General features: G+C 41.6%; 16 protein-coding genes. All 16 read left to right on the forward strand.

Translation table 11 applies throughout. From position 1 onward, the window contains the following. The first annotated feature begins 4 nt into the window (after positions 1–4). The 16 genes from QM928_RS06615 to QM928_RS06690 all read left to right on the forward strand — a co-directional run bounded on the left by QM928_RS06615 (position 5) and on the right by QM928_RS06690 (position 16,400). A complete protein-coding gene (locus tag QM928_RS06615; RefSeq protein ID WP_414294808.1) occupies positions 5–1,102 on the forward strand; it encodes a nucleotidyltransferase in 1,098 nt (365 codons plus the stop codon). Positions 1,103–1,234: 132 nt separating this feature from the next. Further along, on the forward strand, positions 1,235–1,489 hold the full coding sequence (locus QM928_RS06620) for a type II toxin-antitoxin system Phd/YefM family antitoxin (protein ID WP_186822552.1): 255 nt from the start codon (positions 1,235–1,237) through the stop codon (positions 1,487–1,489). 3 nt (positions 1,490–1,492) lie between these two features. After that, a complete protein-coding gene (locus QM928_RS06625) occupies positions 1,493–1,747 on the forward strand; it encodes a Txe/YoeB family addiction module toxin (RefSeq protein ID WP_414294807.1) in 255 nt (84 codons plus the stop codon). Between the two features lie 217 nt (positions 1,748–1,964). Beyond that, the gene (locus QM928_RS06630) at positions 1,965–3,578 is read left to right on the forward strand and encodes a ribonuclease Y (protein ID WP_414294806.1); all 1,614 of its coding nucleotides are present in this window, start codon (positions 1,965–1,967) and stop codon (positions 3,576–3,578) included. Between the two features lie 136 nt (positions 3,579–3,714). Continuing rightward, complete coding sequence (gmk, locus tag QM928_RS06635; RefSeq protein WP_000775049.1) at positions 3,715–4,341, forward strand: guanylate kinase; 627 nt, start codon at positions 3,715–3,717, stop codon at positions 4,339–4,341. Between the two features lie 24 nt (positions 4,342–4,365). Then, entirely contained in the window at positions 4,366–4,680 is a 315-nt protein-coding gene (gene rpoZ / locus QM928_RS06640) for a DNA-directed RNA polymerase subunit omega (protein ID WP_045763172.1), read from the forward strand. Positions 4,681–4,764: 84 nt separating this feature from the next. Then, a complete protein-coding gene (locus tag QM928_RS06645; protein WP_414294805.1) occupies positions 4,765–7,161 on the forward strand; it encodes a primosomal protein N' in 2,397 nt (798 codons plus the stop codon). Positions 7,162–7,173: 12 nt separating this feature from the next. Beyond that, complete coding sequence (gene fmt, locus QM928_RS06650) at positions 7,174–8,109, forward strand: methionyl-tRNA formyltransferase (protein ID WP_414294804.1); 936 nt, start codon at positions 7,174–7,176, stop codon at positions 8,107–8,109. Further along, on the forward strand, positions 8,102–9,415 hold the full coding sequence (gene rsmB / locus QM928_RS06655; protein ID WP_414294803.1) for a 16S rRNA (cytosine(967)-C(5))-methyltransferase RsmB: 1,314 nt from the start codon (positions 8,102–8,104) through the stop codon (positions 9,413–9,415). The genes fmt and rsmB overlap by 8 nt, the downstream gene beginning before the upstream one ends. A gap of 15 nt (positions 9,416–9,430) precedes the next feature. Continuing rightward, a complete protein-coding gene (locus tag QM928_RS06660; RefSeq protein ID WP_414294802.1) occupies positions 9,431–10,171 on the forward strand; it encodes a Stp1/IreP family PP2C-type Ser/Thr phosphatase in 741 nt (246 codons plus the stop codon). Further along, positions 10,168–12,051, forward strand: a complete 1,884-nt coding sequence (gene pknB, locus QM928_RS06665) for a Stk1 family PASTA domain-containing Ser/Thr kinase (RefSeq protein WP_153225034.1) — start codon at positions 10,168–10,170, stop codon at positions 12,049–12,051. The genes QM928_RS06660 and pknB overlap by 4 nt, the downstream gene beginning before the upstream one ends. An 88-nt stretch (positions 12,052–12,139) precedes the next feature. Further along, positions 12,140–12,898 (forward strand): threonine/serine exporter family protein, encoded by a 759-nt coding sequence (locus tag QM928_RS06670; protein WP_153225033.1) that lies wholly within the window; start codon positions 12,140–12,142, stop codon positions 12,896–12,898. A gap of 1 nt (position 12,899) precedes the next feature. Beyond that, positions 12,900–13,349, forward strand: a complete 450-nt coding sequence (locus tag QM928_RS06675) for a threonine/serine exporter family protein (protein ID WP_045763178.1) — start codon at positions 12,900–12,902, stop codon at positions 13,347–13,349. A 176-nt stretch (positions 13,350–13,525) separates the two neighbouring features. Further along, positions 13,526–14,698, forward strand: coding sequence for a hydroxymethylglutaryl-CoA synthase (locus QM928_RS06680; RefSeq protein ID WP_414294801.1), 1,173 nt, complete (start codon positions 13,526–13,528; stop codon positions 14,696–14,698). Beyond that, positions 14,698–15,972 carry a hydroxymethylglutaryl-CoA reductase, degradative gene (locus QM928_RS06685; protein ID WP_414274068.1) on the forward strand — a complete coding sequence of 425 codons (1,275 nt, stop codon included), beginning with the start codon at positions 14,698–14,700 and terminating at the stop codon, positions 15,970–15,972. The genes QM928_RS06680 and QM928_RS06685 overlap by 1 nt, the downstream gene beginning before the upstream one ends. A gap of 236 nt (positions 15,973–16,208) precedes the next feature. Next, positions 16,209–16,400: a hypothetical protein gene (locus QM928_RS06690; RefSeq protein ID WP_414275772.1), complete on the forward strand. Its 192-nt coding sequence runs from the start codon at positions 16,209–16,211 to the stop codon at positions 16,398–16,400. Positions 16,401–16,733 lie beyond the last annotated feature (333 nt).

The following is a 16,733-nucleotide window of genomic DNA, read 5'->3' on the forward strand; positions in this document are numbered from 1 at the left end:
TAGCATGACCATTACAGGTATTATCGCAGAGTTCAATCCCTTTCATAATGGCCATAAATACCTGTTGGAACAGGCGGAGGGATTGAAAATTGTGGCCATGTCTGGGAATTTCATGCAGCGTGGCGAGCCGGCTATTGTTGACAAGTGGACACGGGCGCAGATGGCGCTGGAACATGGCGCGGATTTGGTCGTAGAATTGCCCTTTTTAGTCAGTGTCCAAGCGGCGGATTTTTTCGGCCAAGGTGCAGTGGCTATCTTGGCTCGTTTGGGAATTGATACCTTAGCCTTTGGGACAGAGGAAGTTCTGGATTATCAGAAAATTGCTGACCTATACTCAGAACGTGGTCCAGAGATGGAGAAATTTGTGGAAAATCTGCCTGACTCCCTCTCTTATCCCCAGAAAACCCAAGCTATGTGGAAGGAATTTGCAGGTCTTGATTTTTCTGGTGATACGCCCAATCATGTCCTAGCTCTCGCCTATGCTAAGGCGGTAGCAGGGCGAAACATCAAACTTCATCCAATTCAACGTCAGGGTGCTGGTTACCATTCGGTGGATAAGGATGTTGACTTTGCCTCAGCAACAGCTCTTCGTCAGCATCAAAATGAACAAAAATTCTTAGAACGCTTTATGCCTTCGGTTGAGCCCTTTGAAAATGCTAGTAAGGTAAACTGGGAAGATTATTATCCTTTGCTTCGCTATCAAATCTGGTCAAATCCTGACCTAACTAGCATTTATCAGGTCAATCAGGAAATGGCAGTGCGTATCAAGGAGGCCATCAAGACAGCCCAGTCTGTGGAAGAATTGGTCGAGACGGTTGCCACCAAACGTTACACCAAAGCGCGTGTACGTCGCCTCTTGACCTATATTCTGGTGCATGCCAGAGAATGTGACTTGCCAGAAGCCATTCATATCCTTGGATTTACCGAAAAAGGCAGGCAACATCTCAAGTCTCTGAAAGAGCAGGTCCATCTAGTTAGCCGAATCGGCAAAGAGCCCTGGGATGCCATGACTCAAAAGGCAGACCAGATTTACCAACTAGGACACCCAAGTATAGAAGAGCAGAATTTCGGCAGAGTCCCCATTAGAATAGAAACAAACTGAGTCTACTGTGAGGTAGGCTTTTTTAGTTTTTTTCGAATAAATAGATAGAAAAGGAGAAATCTTGTACAAGTTCCTGACAATTTTATTCTTTTCGTGTATAATAATGGAAAAGAGGTAAAACGAGGTATGATTATGGAAGCAGTTCTTTACTCAACATTCCGAAATCATTTGAAGGACTATATGAAGAAGGTAAACGATGAGTTTGAACCTTTGACTGTGGTCAACAAAAATCCTGACGAAGACATTGTCGTTCTTTCAAAGAGTGAGTGGGATAGTATTCAGGAAACCTTGAGAATTGCTCAGAATAAGGAACTTTCTGACAAGGTCTTGCGAGGAATGTCCCAAGTTCGTGCAGGACATACTCAGGTGCATGTGATTGAGGAGTGATGGATGCTACTCAAGTTTACAGAAGATGCCTGGGCGGATTATTGCTACTGGCAAAACCAAGATAAGAAAACATTGAAAAGAATCAATAAACTAATCAAGGATATTCAACGCGACCCTTTTACAGGAATTGGTAAACCAGAACCGCTCAAGTATGAGTACCAAGGAGCTTGGTCGCGTCGTATTGACGCAGAAAATCGCTTGATATATATGATGGATGGTGATAGCATAGCTTTCTTATCCTTTAAAGATCATTATTAAGTCTACTGAAAGGTAGGCTTTTTAACTTATTTTTTTCTAAAAAAATCTTTAAAAATTTACTTAGGGAGAATAGCCTGTTTTATTAGGGAAAATAAGGTTTTTTAGACTTGAAATGACCAAGACAACTTCAAATTAAGGTTTGTTAAAAATCAATTTTTATGGTAAAATGTATAAGAATGTAATTCATTCGGATTAACAAATTTAATGAGGTAAAAACATGGAAATCATGACAATTGCGATTGTTGTTTTTGCCGTCATCATTGGTTTAGTCATTGGATATGTCAGCATCTCAGTCAAGATGAAATCATCACAAGAGGCTGCGGAGTTGATGCTTTTAAATGCTGAACAAGAAGCAACTAATTTACGAGGACAAGCAGAGCGCGAGGCGGATTTATTACTCAATGAAGCTAAGAGCGAAAGCAAGTCTCTTAAAAAAGAAGCACTATTGGAGGCTAAAGAGGAAGCCAGAAAATACCGTGAAGAAGTGGACGCTGAATTTAAGTCAGAACGTCAAGAACTCAAGCAAATCGAAAGTCGTTTGACGGAGAGAGCTACGAGCCTTGATCGTAAAGATGATAATTTAACGAACAAAGAAAAAACACTTGAACAAAAAGAACAAAGTATTTCTGATAGAGCAAAAAACCTTGATGTACGTGAAGAACAACTAGAAGAAATTGAGAAACAAAAGCAAGCTGAACTAGAGCGTATCGGAACTCTGACTCAGTCGGAAGCAAAAGACATTATCTTGGCTCAGACAGAGGAAAACTTGACTAAGGAAATTGCTGGTCGTATTCGTGAGGCTGAGCAAGAGGTTAAGGAACGTTCAGATAAGCTGGCTAAGGATATCTTGGCTCAAGCCATGCAGAGAATTGCTGGTGAGTATGTGGCTGAGTCTACTAACTCTACAGTTCATCTGCCTGATGATACCATGAAAGGTCGCATCATTGGTCGTGAAGGGCGTAACATCCGTACTTTTGAAAGTTTGACAGGGGTTGATGTCATCATTGATGATACGCCAGAAGTGGTAACCTTGTCAGGTTTTGATCCTATCCGTCGCGAGATTGCCCGTATGACTATGGAAACCTTGCTTAAGGATGGACGTATCCACCCAGCTCGTATCGAAGATTTGGTTGAGAAAAATCGTCAAGAGATTGATAACAAGATTCGTGAATATGGTGAAGCCGCAGCCTATGAGATTGGTGCACCGAACCTTCACCCAGACTTGATGAAGATCATGGGGCGCTTGCAGTTCCGTACTTCATACGGACAAAATGTCTTGCGTCATTCGATTGAAGTGGCTAAGTTGGCTGGTATCATGGCTAGCGAACTTGGTGAAAATGCTACCCTTGCCCGTCGTGCGGGATTCCTCCACGATATTGGTAAAGCCATTGACCGTGAGGTAGAAGGCAGCCACGTTGAGATTGGTACAGAATTGGCTCGCAAGTACAAGGAGCATCCAGTTGTGATCAATACTATTGCTAGTCACCACGGAGATGTAGAACCTGAAAGTGTAATCGCAGTTATCGTTGCTGCGGCGGATGCATTGAGTGCTGCCCGTCCAGGAGCTCGTAGTGAGTCACTCGAAAGCTACATCAAACGTCTCCATGATCTTGAAGAAATTGCTAATAGCTTTGAAGGAGTTCAAAATAGCTTTGCCCTTCAAGCAGGTCGTGAAATCCGTATCATGGTAAACCCAGGTCAAATCAAGGACGACAAGGTCACAATCTTGGCTCATAAAGTTCGTGAGAAAATCGAAAACAATCTCGATTATCCAGGAAATATTAAGGTAACCGTGATTCGTGAACTTCGTGCAGTTGATTATGCAAAATAAATAAGAAAGAGCAGTTGAAAAATTACTGCTTTTTTGTTACACTAGATAGAAAGATTGTAGTGTGCAGAAATGGCTTTAGACATATAATCTTACAGAAATTTTCAAGTCATTTCACAAACTATCTAAAGGAGACATAATGGCAGACCGAGGCTTACTAATCGTTTTTTCAGGTCCTTCTGGAGTTGGAAAAGGAACGGTTAGACGAGAAATTTTTGAGAGTTCTGAAAATCAATTTCAATATTCTGTATCTATGACAACGCGGGCACAACGTCCAGGTGAAGTAGATGGTGTTGATTATTTCTTCCGTACACGGGAGGAATTTGAAGAGTTGATCCGTCAAGGGCAAATGTTAGAGTATGCAGAGTATGTGGGTAACTATTATGGAACTCCTCTGACTTATGTTAATGAAACGCTTGATAAGGGAATCGATGTCTTTCTTGAAATTGAAGTGCAGGGAGCTCTTCAGGTCAAGAAAAAAGTTCCAGATGCGGTCTTTATCTTTTTAACACCGCCAGATTTGGAAGAATTGCAAGACCGTCTCGTAGGCCGTGGTACAGATAGTGCAGAAGTGATTGCTCAGCGTATCGAAAAAGCCAAGGAAGAAATTGCTTTGATGCGTGAGTATGACTACGCTATTGTAAATGACCATGTTCCTCTAGCGGCCGAGCGTGTGAAACGTGTGATTGAAGCAGAACATTTCCGTGTAGACCGTGTGATTGGTCATTATCAGGATATGCTACCAAAGTCTCCGACTATTCGATAAACTATAGAAAACAGGTACAAACAAATGATGCTTAAACCCTCTATCGATACCTTACTTGACAAGGTACCATCAAAATATTCACTCGTAATCTTGGAAGCAAAACGTGCTCACGAATTAGAAGCTGGAGCACCTCCAACTCAAGAATTTAAATCTGAGAAATCTACTCTTCGTGCCTTGGAAGAAATTGAATCAGGGAATGTAACCATCCATCCAGATCCAGAAGGAAAACGCGAAGCTGTTCGTCGTCGTATCGAAGAAGAAAGACGATTGAAAGAAGAAGAAGAAAAGAAAATCAAAGAGCAAATCGCGAAAGAAAAAGAAGAAGGTGAAAAAATTTAAGGTTGGGGGGACTCAATCTTATTTTTTCTATTGCAAGAATACTCAATTAATTAAAAGGATTTAAGAAGAGAAGGAGGTGAGGATATGGCTATTGCAAAAATCATTGTGGATGTTCCCTTGATGCAGACAGACCAGCCCTATAGCTACAAAATTCCTGAGGAATTTGAGGGGATGCTGGAAGTTGGCATGCGAGTTCATGTACCTTTTGGGAAGGCCAATCGCTTGATTCAGGGTATTGTTCTTGGAATGGAGTCTCAATCTGATGCAGATGTGGCAGACGAAGATTTGAAAGAGATTGCCGAGGTACTTGACTTTTCTCCAGTTTTAACAGAGGAACAACTCTGGCTAGCAGAGGAGTTACGTAAATCAGTCTTCTCCTACAAAATTTCCATTCTAAAAGCTATGCTCCCTGGATTTTTGAACTCTAGCTATGATAAGATCCTCTATCCTCTGGAAGGCTTAAGTCAAGAAGATAGAGAACGCTTATTCGGTTCACAGGAGTCTCTAGCATTTTCATCTCTAGACTTAGAAAAGCAGGCTGAGATGATGCGATTGACTCGAAAAGGGCTTTTAAAACTAGAGTACCAGGCTGTGGATCAGAAGAAGGTTAAGATGCAGTCTTGGGTTGAAGTTCATCTTGAACAGTTAGAAAAGCTAGAAATTTCAAATCGTGCCAAGAAGAAATTGGAACTGCGAGAATACTTATTAGTACATCCTGAAACAGTTCCTTTGGCTGATTTGTTAGAACATTACTCACGTGAACAAGTTAATTTCTTTGTGGAACATGGTGCTATCAGCATCGTGCAAAAGGAAGTCCAACGTTCAGCGGCTTATTTTGAAGGCATTGAGGCTAGCCAATCCTTAGAGTTAAATCCAGAACAAAAAGAAGCCTGTGAGGCGGTTGTTGGAGCGATTGGAAAGAAACATCCTCCTTTTCTTCTTCAAGGAATCACAGGTAGTGGGAAAACAGAGGTTTACTTGCAGATTATCCAAGGGGCCTTGGATATGGGAAAAACAGCGATTGTTCTAGTTCCGGAAATCTCTCTGACACCTCAAATGACCGAGCGCTTTATTGCTCGATTTGGAGATAAAGTCGCCATTCTCCACTCTGGCTTGTCAAATGGTGAAAAGTACGATGAATGGCGCAAGGTGGAGCGTGGAGAAGCCCAGGTAGTGGTTGGGGCCAGGTCTGCTATTTTTGCACCTTTGAAAAATCTAGGTGTTATCATTATCGATGAAGAGCACGAGGCTAGCTACAAGCAAGACAGCAATCCGCGTTATCATGCTAGAGATGTGGCTGGTTTACGAGCACAGTACAATCAAGCAGCATTAGTCCTTGGTTCTGCAACGCCGAGTTTAGAAAGTCGTGCGCGTGCTGGTAAGGGTGTTTATCAACATCTACGCCTGACGCAACGGGCCAATCCTTTAGCAAGTATTCCTGAGGTTCAACTGATTGACTTCCGTGATTATATCGGGCAGAATGAAACGTCCAACTTTACACCACCACTGATTGAGGCAATACAAGATCGATTGGCTAAAAAAGAGCAGGTTGTTCTCATGCTCAACCGCCGTGGCTATTCTAGTTTTGTCATGTGTCGAGAATGTGGGACCGTGGATACCTGTCCGAACTGTGATATTTCTCTGACGCTGCACATGGATACCAAGACTATGAACTGTCATTATTGTGGTTTTTCCAAAGAAATTCCTCATGTCTGTCCCAACTGTCAGAGTCGCAGTATTCGTTACTATGGAACAGGAACTCAGAAGGCCTATGATGAACTAGCTGAACTCTTTCCAGAGGCACGTATTCTGCGCATGGATGTGGATACAACTCGCAAAAAAGGTAGTCACCAAGCACTTCTTGAGCAGTTTGGCAAGGGTGAAGCGGATATTCTTCTGGGAACCCAGATGATTGCCAAGGGCTTGGATTTTCCAAATGTGACCTTGGTTGGTGTTCTCAATGCGGATACAGCCTTGAATCTGCCTGATTTCCGTTCTTCTGAGAGAACCTTTCAACTCTTGACCCAGGTGGCAGGACGAGCAGGAAGGGCTGAAAAAGCTGGGCAGGTCTTGATCCAGTCTTACAATCCTCAGCATTATGCCATTCGCTTCGCCAAGGATCAGGACTATGAAGGCTTCTATGTCTATGAAATGGGTATCAGACGTCAACTTGGCTATCCACCTTATTATTTCACTATTGGGATTACCTTGTCTCATAAGAAAGAAGAAGAGGTTCTTAGAAGAGCTTATGAGGTCATGGAAATTTTACGGTCAGGTTTGTCGGATGCTAGTATCATCCTTGGTCCAACGCCAAAACCTATCGCTCGTACTCATAACCTCTATCATTATCAAATTTTGATTAAATACCGTTTAGAAGATGAGCTTGGTCCAACCCTTAACCAGGTCTTGGCCTTGACACAAGAACGGGAAAATAGCGACCTTCGTCTCAGTATTGACCACGAACCGCAACAATTTTTATAAGAAGGAGAAGATATGACGAAACTAATCTTTATGGGAACGCCTGAATTTTCAGCGACCGTTTTGAAGGGACTTTTGTCAGATGACCGCTACGAGATTGTAGCTGTTGTAACACAACCAGATCGCGCAGTTGGGCGTAAAAAAGTCATACAAGAAACCCCAGTAAAACAAGCAGCTAAAGAAGCAGGGCTTCCTATCTACCAACCAGAAAAATTATCGGGTAGTCCAGAAATGGAAGCTATCATGAACTTGGGTGCTGATGGAATTGTGACTGCAGCTTTTGGACAATTTCTCCCAAGTAAACTCCTTGATAGCATGAATTTTGCGGTCAACGTTCATGCTTCCCTCCTTCCTAAACACCGTGGTGGTGCTCCTATCCATTATGCCTTGATTCAAGGGGATGAGGAAGCTGGTGTGACCATTATGGAAATGGTCAAGGAAATGGATGCAGGAGATATGATTTCCCGTCGCAGCATCCCTATCACAGATGAGGACAATGTTGGAACCTTGTTTGAAAAATTGGCAATTGTTGGTCGTGATCTGCTTTTGGATACGTTGCCTGCATACATTGCTGGCGAGATTCAACCAGAACCACAAGACCCAAGTCAAGTAACTTTCTCACCAAATATCAAACCTGAGGAGGAAAAACTGGATTGGAACAAGACCAACCGTCAACTTTTCAACCAAATCCGTGGGATGAATCCATGGCCAGTTGCTCATACCTTCCTCAAGGGAGAACGCTTCAAAATCTATGAAGCTCTGCCTGTAGAAGGGAAGGGGAATCCGGGGGAGATACTCTCCATCGGTAAGAAAGAATTGATTGTCGCAACAGCAGAGGGTGCTCTATCTCTCAAACAGGTTCAACCAGCAGGGAAACCTAAGATGGATATTGCTTCCTTCCTCAACGGTGTGGGACGAACTTTGGCAGTAGGAGAACGATTTGGTGATTAAAGTTGAAACGGCTAGAAGTTTAGCCCTAGAGGTATTGGAGGATGTCTTTGTCAATCAAGCCTACTCCAATATTGCCTTAAATAAACACCTTAAGGGAAGTCAACTGTCAGCAGCAGACAAGGGCTTAGTGACAGAACTTGTTTATGGAACCGTAGCTCGTAAACTAACTTTAGAATGGTATTTGTCTCACTTTATTGAGGATAGAGATAAGCTAGATAGCTGGCTCTATGTTCTGCTTCTCATGAGCGTCTATCAACTCGAATACTTGGATAAGCTTCCTGATCATGCAGTGGTCAATGAAGCGGTAGAAATTGCAAAAGCTCGTAAGAAGGGTAGTGAAAAACTAGTCAATGCTGTTCTGCGCCGTATCTTGCGTGAGGGCTTGCCAGATATTTCCAGTATCAAGCGTAAAAATAAGCGTGATTCCATTGCCTATTCTTTACCAGTTTGGTTGATTTCGAAGCTCAAGGAAGAGTATGGAGAAGAGCGAGCTCAAGCTATTTTTGAAAGTCTATTGAAGCGTAATAAAGCCAGTATTCGCGTAACAGATTTGAGCCGAAAAGAGGAAATCAAAGCTCTGCTTGGTGCAAGTGATTCTCTTTTATCTCCTGCTGGTCTGGTTAAGGAACAGGGACATTTTGCTAGTCATGACTTGTTTTCAGAAGGACTTATTACTATCCAAGATGAGTCAAGTCAACTGGTTGCACCGACACTAGAGCTACAAGGTGACGAGCAGGTTTTAGATGCTTGTGCAGCTCCTGGTGGAAAGACCGCCCATATGGCATCTTATTTGACGATAGGTCAGGTAACGGCTCTAGATTTCTATGATCATAAACTCAATTTGATTCAAGAAAATGCTCAGCGTTTAGGCGTAGCAGACCGTGTCCAAACGCAAAAATTGGATGCCAGAAAGGTGCATGAGTTTTTTGGCAAGGATCAATTTGATAAGATTTTAGTTGACGCTCCTTGTTCAGGGATTGGTCTATTGCGTCGCAAACCAGATATCAAATACAACAAAGACACTGCTGATTTCGCGTCATTACAGGAAATTCAGCTGGAAATATTAGGTAGTGTTTGTCAAACACTACGAAAAGGTGGTATAATAACCTATAGTACCTGCACTATTGTCTCGGAAGAGAACTTTAAAGTGGTTCAAGCATTTTTAGAAAGTCATCCCGAGTTCGAGCAGGTTAAACTAGAACACGAATGCAAGGATATTCTAAAAGATGGCTGTATCCTTATTACTCCGGAATTATACGGAAGTGATGGATTCTTCATCAGCCAATTTCGTAAGATGTCCAATTAGGAAGGAACTGACACAATGGAGATTTCATTATTAACAGATGTGGGTCAGAAGCGTACAAATAATCAAGACTATGTCAATCTTTTTGTCAACCGAGCAGGTTGTACAATGATTCTCTTGGCTGACGGGATGGGAGGTCATCGCGCAGGAAATATTGCCAGTGAGATGGCAGTTACGGACTTAGGTGTTGCCTGGGTTGATACGCAGATCGACACCGTTAATGAAGTTCGCGAATGGTTTGCCCACCATCTAGAAGTTGAAAATCAAAAGATTTATCAACTAGGACGAGATGAAGCCTACAAGGGAATGGGGACAACCCTCGAAGCTCTTGCAGTTATCGGAAATCAGGCAATTTATGCCCATATCGGAGATTCTAGAATCGGTCTCATTCGAGGGGAAGAGTACCGTCAACTGACAAGTGATCATTCTTTGGTCAATGAATTGCTTAAGGCGGGTCAATTGACACCTGAAGAAGCTGAAGCACATCCACAAAAGAATATCATCACCCAATCTATCGGACAAAAAGACGAAATTCAACCTGATTTTGGAATTGTCAGCTTGGAAGCAGGTGACTATCTGGTCATGAATAGTGACGGTCTAACCAATATGATTTCAGCTAGTGAAATCTGTGATATTGTCACAAGTGATATCTCACTTGATGATAAAGCGGCGACCTTGATTCGTTTTGCTAACAATGCTGGTGGCCTTGATAATATTACAGTTGCCCTTGTTTCGATTGAGGAGGAGGCGGCACAATGATCCAGATCGGCAAGATTTTTGCCGGGCGGTATCGGATTGTCAAACAAATTGGCCGTGGAGGTATGGCGGATGTCTACCTGGCCAAGGATTTGATTTTAGACGGGGAAGAGGTAGCTGTAAAGGTCCTAAGGACTAACTACCAGACTGACCCGATTGCTGTTGCTCGTTTTCAGCGTGAAGCGCGTGCAATGGCTGACTTAGATCATCCCCATATCGTTCGGATAACGGATATCGGCGAAGAGGACGGTCAACAGTACCTGGCTATGGAATATGTAGCCGGTCTTGATCTCAAGCGCTATATCAAAGAACACTATCCCCTATCAAATGAAGAAGCTGTCCGTATTATGGGTCAGATTCTCTTAGCTATGCGCTTAGCGCACACTAAAGGTATTGTCCATCGTGACTTAAAACCTCAAAACATTCTTTTAACTCCGGATGGGACGGCCAAGGTAACGGACTTTGGGATTGCCGTAGCCTTTGCAGAGACCAGTCTGACTCAGACCAACTCTATGTTGGGTTCTGTGCATTACTTGTCACCTGAGCAGGCTCGTGGTTCTAAAGCAACGGTCCAAAGTGACATCTATGCCATGGGGATTATCTTCTATGAAATGCTGACAGGACATATCCCATATGATGGCGATAGTGCAGTAACCATCGCCCTCCAGCATTTCCAGAAACCACTGCCGTCAGTTATCGCTGAAAACCCATCTGTTCCCCAAGCTTTGGAGAATGTGGTTATCAAGGCAACAGCTAAGAAATTGACTGATCGATACCAGTCGGTTTCAGAGATGTATGTTGATTTGTCTAGCAGTCTATCTTATAACCGCAGAAATGAACCAAAACTTGTTTTTGATGATGCTACTAAGGCGGACACAAAGACATTGCCAAAGGTTCCTCAAACAACCTTGACCTCCATTCCTAAGGTGCAACCACAGACAGATAGCCATCAGGCAACTAAAGATAGCCCAGAAGCAAGTGCTAAAAAATCTGTGGAAAAACCAGTGAAAAAACGTCATTTTAAAGCACGTTATCTGGTTCTACTAGCAAGTTTCGTACTGGTTGTCGCTTCTTTGGTGTGGATTTTATCCAGAACACCAGCTACTGTTGAGATTCCAAAAGTTGCAGGTCAAACTGTCGCTGAAGCAAAAGAAAATCTGAAAAAAGCGAATTTTGAAATTGGTGAGGAAAAAACGGAAGCTAGTGATACCGTAGAGGAAGGTCGGGTTATCCGAACAGATCCAGATGCTGGCTCAGCTCGCAAAGAAGGGTCTAAAGTTAATCTAATCATATCTTCAGGTAAACAATCATTTAAGATTGGAAACTATATTGGACGCAAATCTACTGATGTTATTGCAGAATTGAAAGGGAAAAAAGTTCCTGAAAATCTGATTAAGATTGAAGAAGAAGAGTCCAGTGAATCAGAACCAGGTGTGGTTTTAAAACAGAGCTTAGCAGAAGGTACGACTTATGATCTTACCAAGGCAACTTCTATCGTTTTGACTGTTGCTAAAAAGGTGACAACCGTGACCATGCCAAGTTATATTGGCTCAAGTCTTGAATTTACAAAGAATAACTTAATTCAGATTGTTGGTGTCAAGGAAGCTAATATCGAAGTAGTAGAGGTTTCGACAGCACCTGAGGGCACTGCTGAAGGAACTGTTGTCGATCAAAGTCCAAAACTAGGTGCGAAAGTTGATCTAAGTACGACACGTATAAAGATCTCTATTTATAAACCAAAAACTCCACCATCATCTTCTTCTGTTCCATCTTCGAGCCAGCGTAACTCTAACAGGGCAGATAATACGGTGCCATCTCAAAGTTCATCTACTCCATCTTCGTCTACGCAAACTCATGCGGACGAACATAACACTGATAACTAAATAATCTTTGTCACAGTTTTTGTGGCAAAGATTTTTTTTCCTTCGAAATTATGATAAAATAAAATGGAGTTTGAAAAAGGAGGGAAACATGGACGAATCAAAAAAACTGAATGCAGTCATTGATGTCATCATGCTAGCAGGAACGATTCTGCTTCGCAATGGTTCTGAGATTTATCGTGTTGAAGATACCATGATTCGGATTGCTCATTCACAGGGCATTATGGATTGTAATGTTTTAGCTATGCCTGCCGCCATTTTTTTCTCCATTGAAAATACAAATATATCTCGTATGAAGCGAGTGACATCCTCCTCTTATAATATTGAGAAGGTTTGTGATGTTAACCAAATTTCAAGGCAGATCGTGGCTGGTCAGCTTGATCTGGATACAGCTTTTATCCAACTAAAGGAATTAAATGCCAAACCGTCTCCCTATACCAATGTTCAACTAACTGCTGCAGCGACTCTCAGTGCTCCTTTCTTTTCAATCATGTTTGGTGGGAATGTCTACGATGCAATCGGAGCGGGAGTGGCGACCTTATTTGCCTTTACTTGCTCTCTCTATGTAGAGAAGTTTATTCGTATTCCTTTTATGACAGCTTTTGCAGGTGCTCTTGTCTTTGGTTTGATTGCACAATTTTGGGCGCGCTATTCTGGTTTACCGTCAACAGCTGATCTGGTGATTGCGGGTGCGGTTATGCCTTTTGTACCTGGAATTGCTCTGACCAATGCTGTTCGAGATATTATGACCAATCACATTAACTCTGGTATGAGCAAGATGTTTGAATCCTTGCTGATTACCCTTGCCTTAGGGGCTGGAACATCAGTCGCCCTCATACTCATGAACTAATATGACACTAACAACATTTTTATTGCAAGCTCTAGCTAGTCTGCTTGCCATTATCACCTTTTTAATCGTTTTAAATGTCCAGCGTTCCATGCTCATCCCCGGTGGAGTTTTAGGGATGTCTATCTGGCTACTCTATCTGATACTCAAGGAACCAACCAATGTTATTTTGGCAACCTTTATTGCTGCTGTGATTGGTTCTTGTGTCAGCCAAATTATGAGTATCCTCTATAAGACACCAGCAGTTGTTTTTGCTCTGGCAATATTGGCACCACTAGTACCAGGTTATCTGTCCTATCGAACCACTTCCTTCTTCGTTACAGGTGACTACAGTCATGCCATTTCTAGTGCCATGTTAGTCATGATGTTGGCTCTCGTTATCTCCATTGGAATGGCCAGTGGAACAGTTTTGTTGAAATTGTATCATTATCTCAAAAAGAATCGAGCTAGCTAAGACTCGATTTTTTGTAGCCCTAAAGTTCTGTTTGTTGGACTAGCCTAAAAATGAGATAAGGTTTTGACAATGAACTTGATTTGGTGAATCAAGTCTTTTTTAGCGCTTTTGACTTCAATTGTGATAAAATAGAGGTGAACGATTTTTTACAATGAATGATTAAAACAGAGGTAAATATGACAATCGGTATTGATAAGATTGGTTTTGCGACCAGTCAATACGTTTTGAAATTACAAGATTTAGCAGAAGCTCGAGGGACTGATCCTGAAAAATTGAGTAAAGGACTCCTTTTAAAAGAATTGAGTATTGCTCCTTTAACAGAGGATATTGTGACCTTGGCTGCCAGTGCAGGGAATTCCATCTTAACAGAAGAAGAGAAACAAGAGATTGATATGGTCATCGTATCGACAGAGTCTGGAATCGACCAGAGTAAGGCGGCTGCAGTCTTTGTACACGGTTTGCTTGGGATTCAACCTTTTGCACGCAGTTTTGAAATCAAGGAAGCCTGCTATGGTGCGACTGCGGCACTTCACTATGCTAAGTTACACGTAGAAAATTCTCCAAAATCAAAAGTTTTGGTACTAGCCAGTGATATTGCAAGGTATGGTGTTGAAACTCCTGGGGAACCAACTCAAGGAGCAGGTTGTGTTGCCATGTTGATTAGCCAAAATCCACGTGTTATGGTCTTCAACAACGATAACGTTGCGCAGACTCGTGATATCATGGACTTTTGGCGTCCAAATTATTCAACGACACCATTTGTAAATGGAGTCTACTCAACACAGCAGTATCTTGATAGTTTGAAAACGACTTGGGAAGAGTACCAAAAGCGTTATGACTGTAACTTGGACGATTTTGAAGCTGTATGTTTCCACTTGCCATATCCAAAGCTAGCTCTCAAGGGTTTGAAGAAAATTCTCGACAAATCCTTGCCTCAAGAGAAGAAGGACTTGCTTCAAAAGCACTTTGATGAATCTATTATTTATAGCCAAAAAGTTGGGAACATTTATACAGGTTCACTCTTCTTAGGTCTCTTGTCTCTTCTTGAAAATTCTGATAGTCTCAAAGCTGGGGATAAGATTGCTCTCTACAGCTATGGTAGTGGTGCTGTATCTGAGTTCTTTAGTGTAGTATTGGTTGAAGGTTTTGAAAAGCAATTGCGGAAAAATCGCTTAGAGTTGCTAGACCAACGTCAAGCATTGAGCGTAGCTGATTATGAACGAATCTTCTTTGAGGAAGCCCAATTAGATGAGTCTGGATCAGCAACGATGTCAGGTTATGAAGGGCAAGACTATGCCCTTGTTGAGATTGTAGACCACCAACGTCGCTACAGCAAGGTTGAAAAATAATGAAAAAAAATTGGAATGGATTTGCTAAAAAATCAATTCAAGAGCGCCTAGAGCTAGTTAAGTCTCAGGCGCTTACTTCTATGGAAGCCCAAGAAAGTCTTGAGCAGAATGAAAATCTCAGTCTAGCAGTAGCGGACCAATTGAGTGAAAATGTAGTAGGAACCTTCTCACTTCCATACTCAATCGTTCCAGAAGTTCTGGTAAATGGTCAAGAATACACAGTTCCCTATGTGACCGAAGAACCATCTGTAGTTGCTGCAGCTAGTTTTGCCAGTAAGATTATCAAACGTGCTGGAGGTTTTACAGCTCAAGTTCATCAGCGACAAATGATAGGTCAGGTTGCTCTTTATCAGGTTCCGGATAGAGAGCGAGCTTGCCAGGCTATTTTGAGTCAAAAGGCGGAATTGCTGGAACAAGCAAACCAAGCCTATCCTTCTATTGTCAAACGTGGTGGTGGAGCTAGAGAGCTAACAGTTGAAAAAATTTCTGGTGAGGCTGACTTTTTAGTGGTTTATCTCCATGTCGATACTCAGGAAGCCATGGGAGCTAATATGCTCAATACCATGCTTGAAGCTTTAAAACCAAGTCTAGAGGCTCTCAGTCAAGGGCAAAGTTTAATGGGGATCCTATCCAACTACGCAACTGATTCGTTAGTAACAGCAACTTGTCGGATTGCTTTTCGTTATTTGAGCCGACAGAAGGATGAGGCGCGTGAGTTGGCAGAAAAAATGGTTTTAGCCAGCCAGTTTGCCCAAGCCGATCCTTATCGTGCAGCGACTCACAACAAGGGAATCTTTAACGGAATTGATGCTCTCTTGATTGCTACTGGAAATGATTGGCGTGCTATTGAAGCGGGAGCGCATGCCTATGCGAGCCACGATGGTGTCTATCAAGGTCTTAGTCGTTGGACTATGGATTTGGAAACAGAAGAGCTAATTGGAGAGATGACCATGCCGATGCCGGTTGCTACCAAGGGTGGATCAATTGGTCTTAATCCTCGAGTCGTACTCAGTCATGAGTTGCTTGGTCATCCATCTGCCAAAGAATTGGCTCAAATTATCGTTTCGATTGGTCTCGCTCAAAACTTTGCAGCACTTAAAGCTTTGGTCAGCACAGGGATCCAGCATGGACACATGAAACTTCAAGCAAAATCTCTAGCACTTTTAGCAGGAGCTACAGAGAAAGAAGTACCTAAGCTAGTAGAAAGCTTGATTGCTGAAAAAACTTTTAATTTAGAAAAAGCCCAAACTCTTTTGAAAAACTTAAGATCATAAGAAAAACTCAGACTGGTTTGATTTTTTGCGCTTTTTACTGTTTTTTTAAATAAAAGAAACTCAAATACAGAATCGTATTTGAGTTTCTTAATTCAACGACAGTGTTTGACAGTTTTTCTATTTTTGTTCAAAAAAACAAGATGTATGCATTGATAACGCTTTGATTTTTATTATAATATAACTGTAAATTATTAAGATTGGTAATCAAAAAAATATAGAGAGGAGGATTTTTGATTATGAATAAAAAAATAAAAATGGTAAGTGTTGCATTACTTAGTACAGTAATATTGAATATAGCACTTACAGAAGGTGTTTCAGTTGTTCATGCTAATGAGGTGGCTTCAGCTACAAAATTTGGAAATACTGTAGTTGACATGGGGTCTACTATTTTAGGAATTAAGGCAATTGGTGATAACTGTTTTGAATAAGAAATACAATATAGTTTTATTTTTATTATTTATAGTCTATTTGTTTGGGTACTTCTCAATTTCAAAAAATTTAATTCCTATAATGTGTGTGATCCAAATATTTTTATTAGAAAATATATTTAAATCTCAAAATAAGCTTATCCAAATAGGTAAAATTATAGTTATTATTGCTTCTATAATATTATTTATTGATAGTATACTAAATTGGCTCATTGTCAACTGTAGTGGGTTGAATAAAAACTAACATCTGGAGAGGACAATTGATGTCCTCTTCATTTTTATATTCAGAGCGATGAAAATTCGTTTCTTAAAGTTGTCAAAGTTCCGAAATCC

The sequence above is a fragment of the Streptococcus infantis genome (genome assembly GCF_047460405.1).
GTDB classification, from domain to species: Bacteria; Bacillota; Bacilli; order Lactobacillales; family Streptococcaceae; genus Streptococcus; species Streptococcus infantis_Q.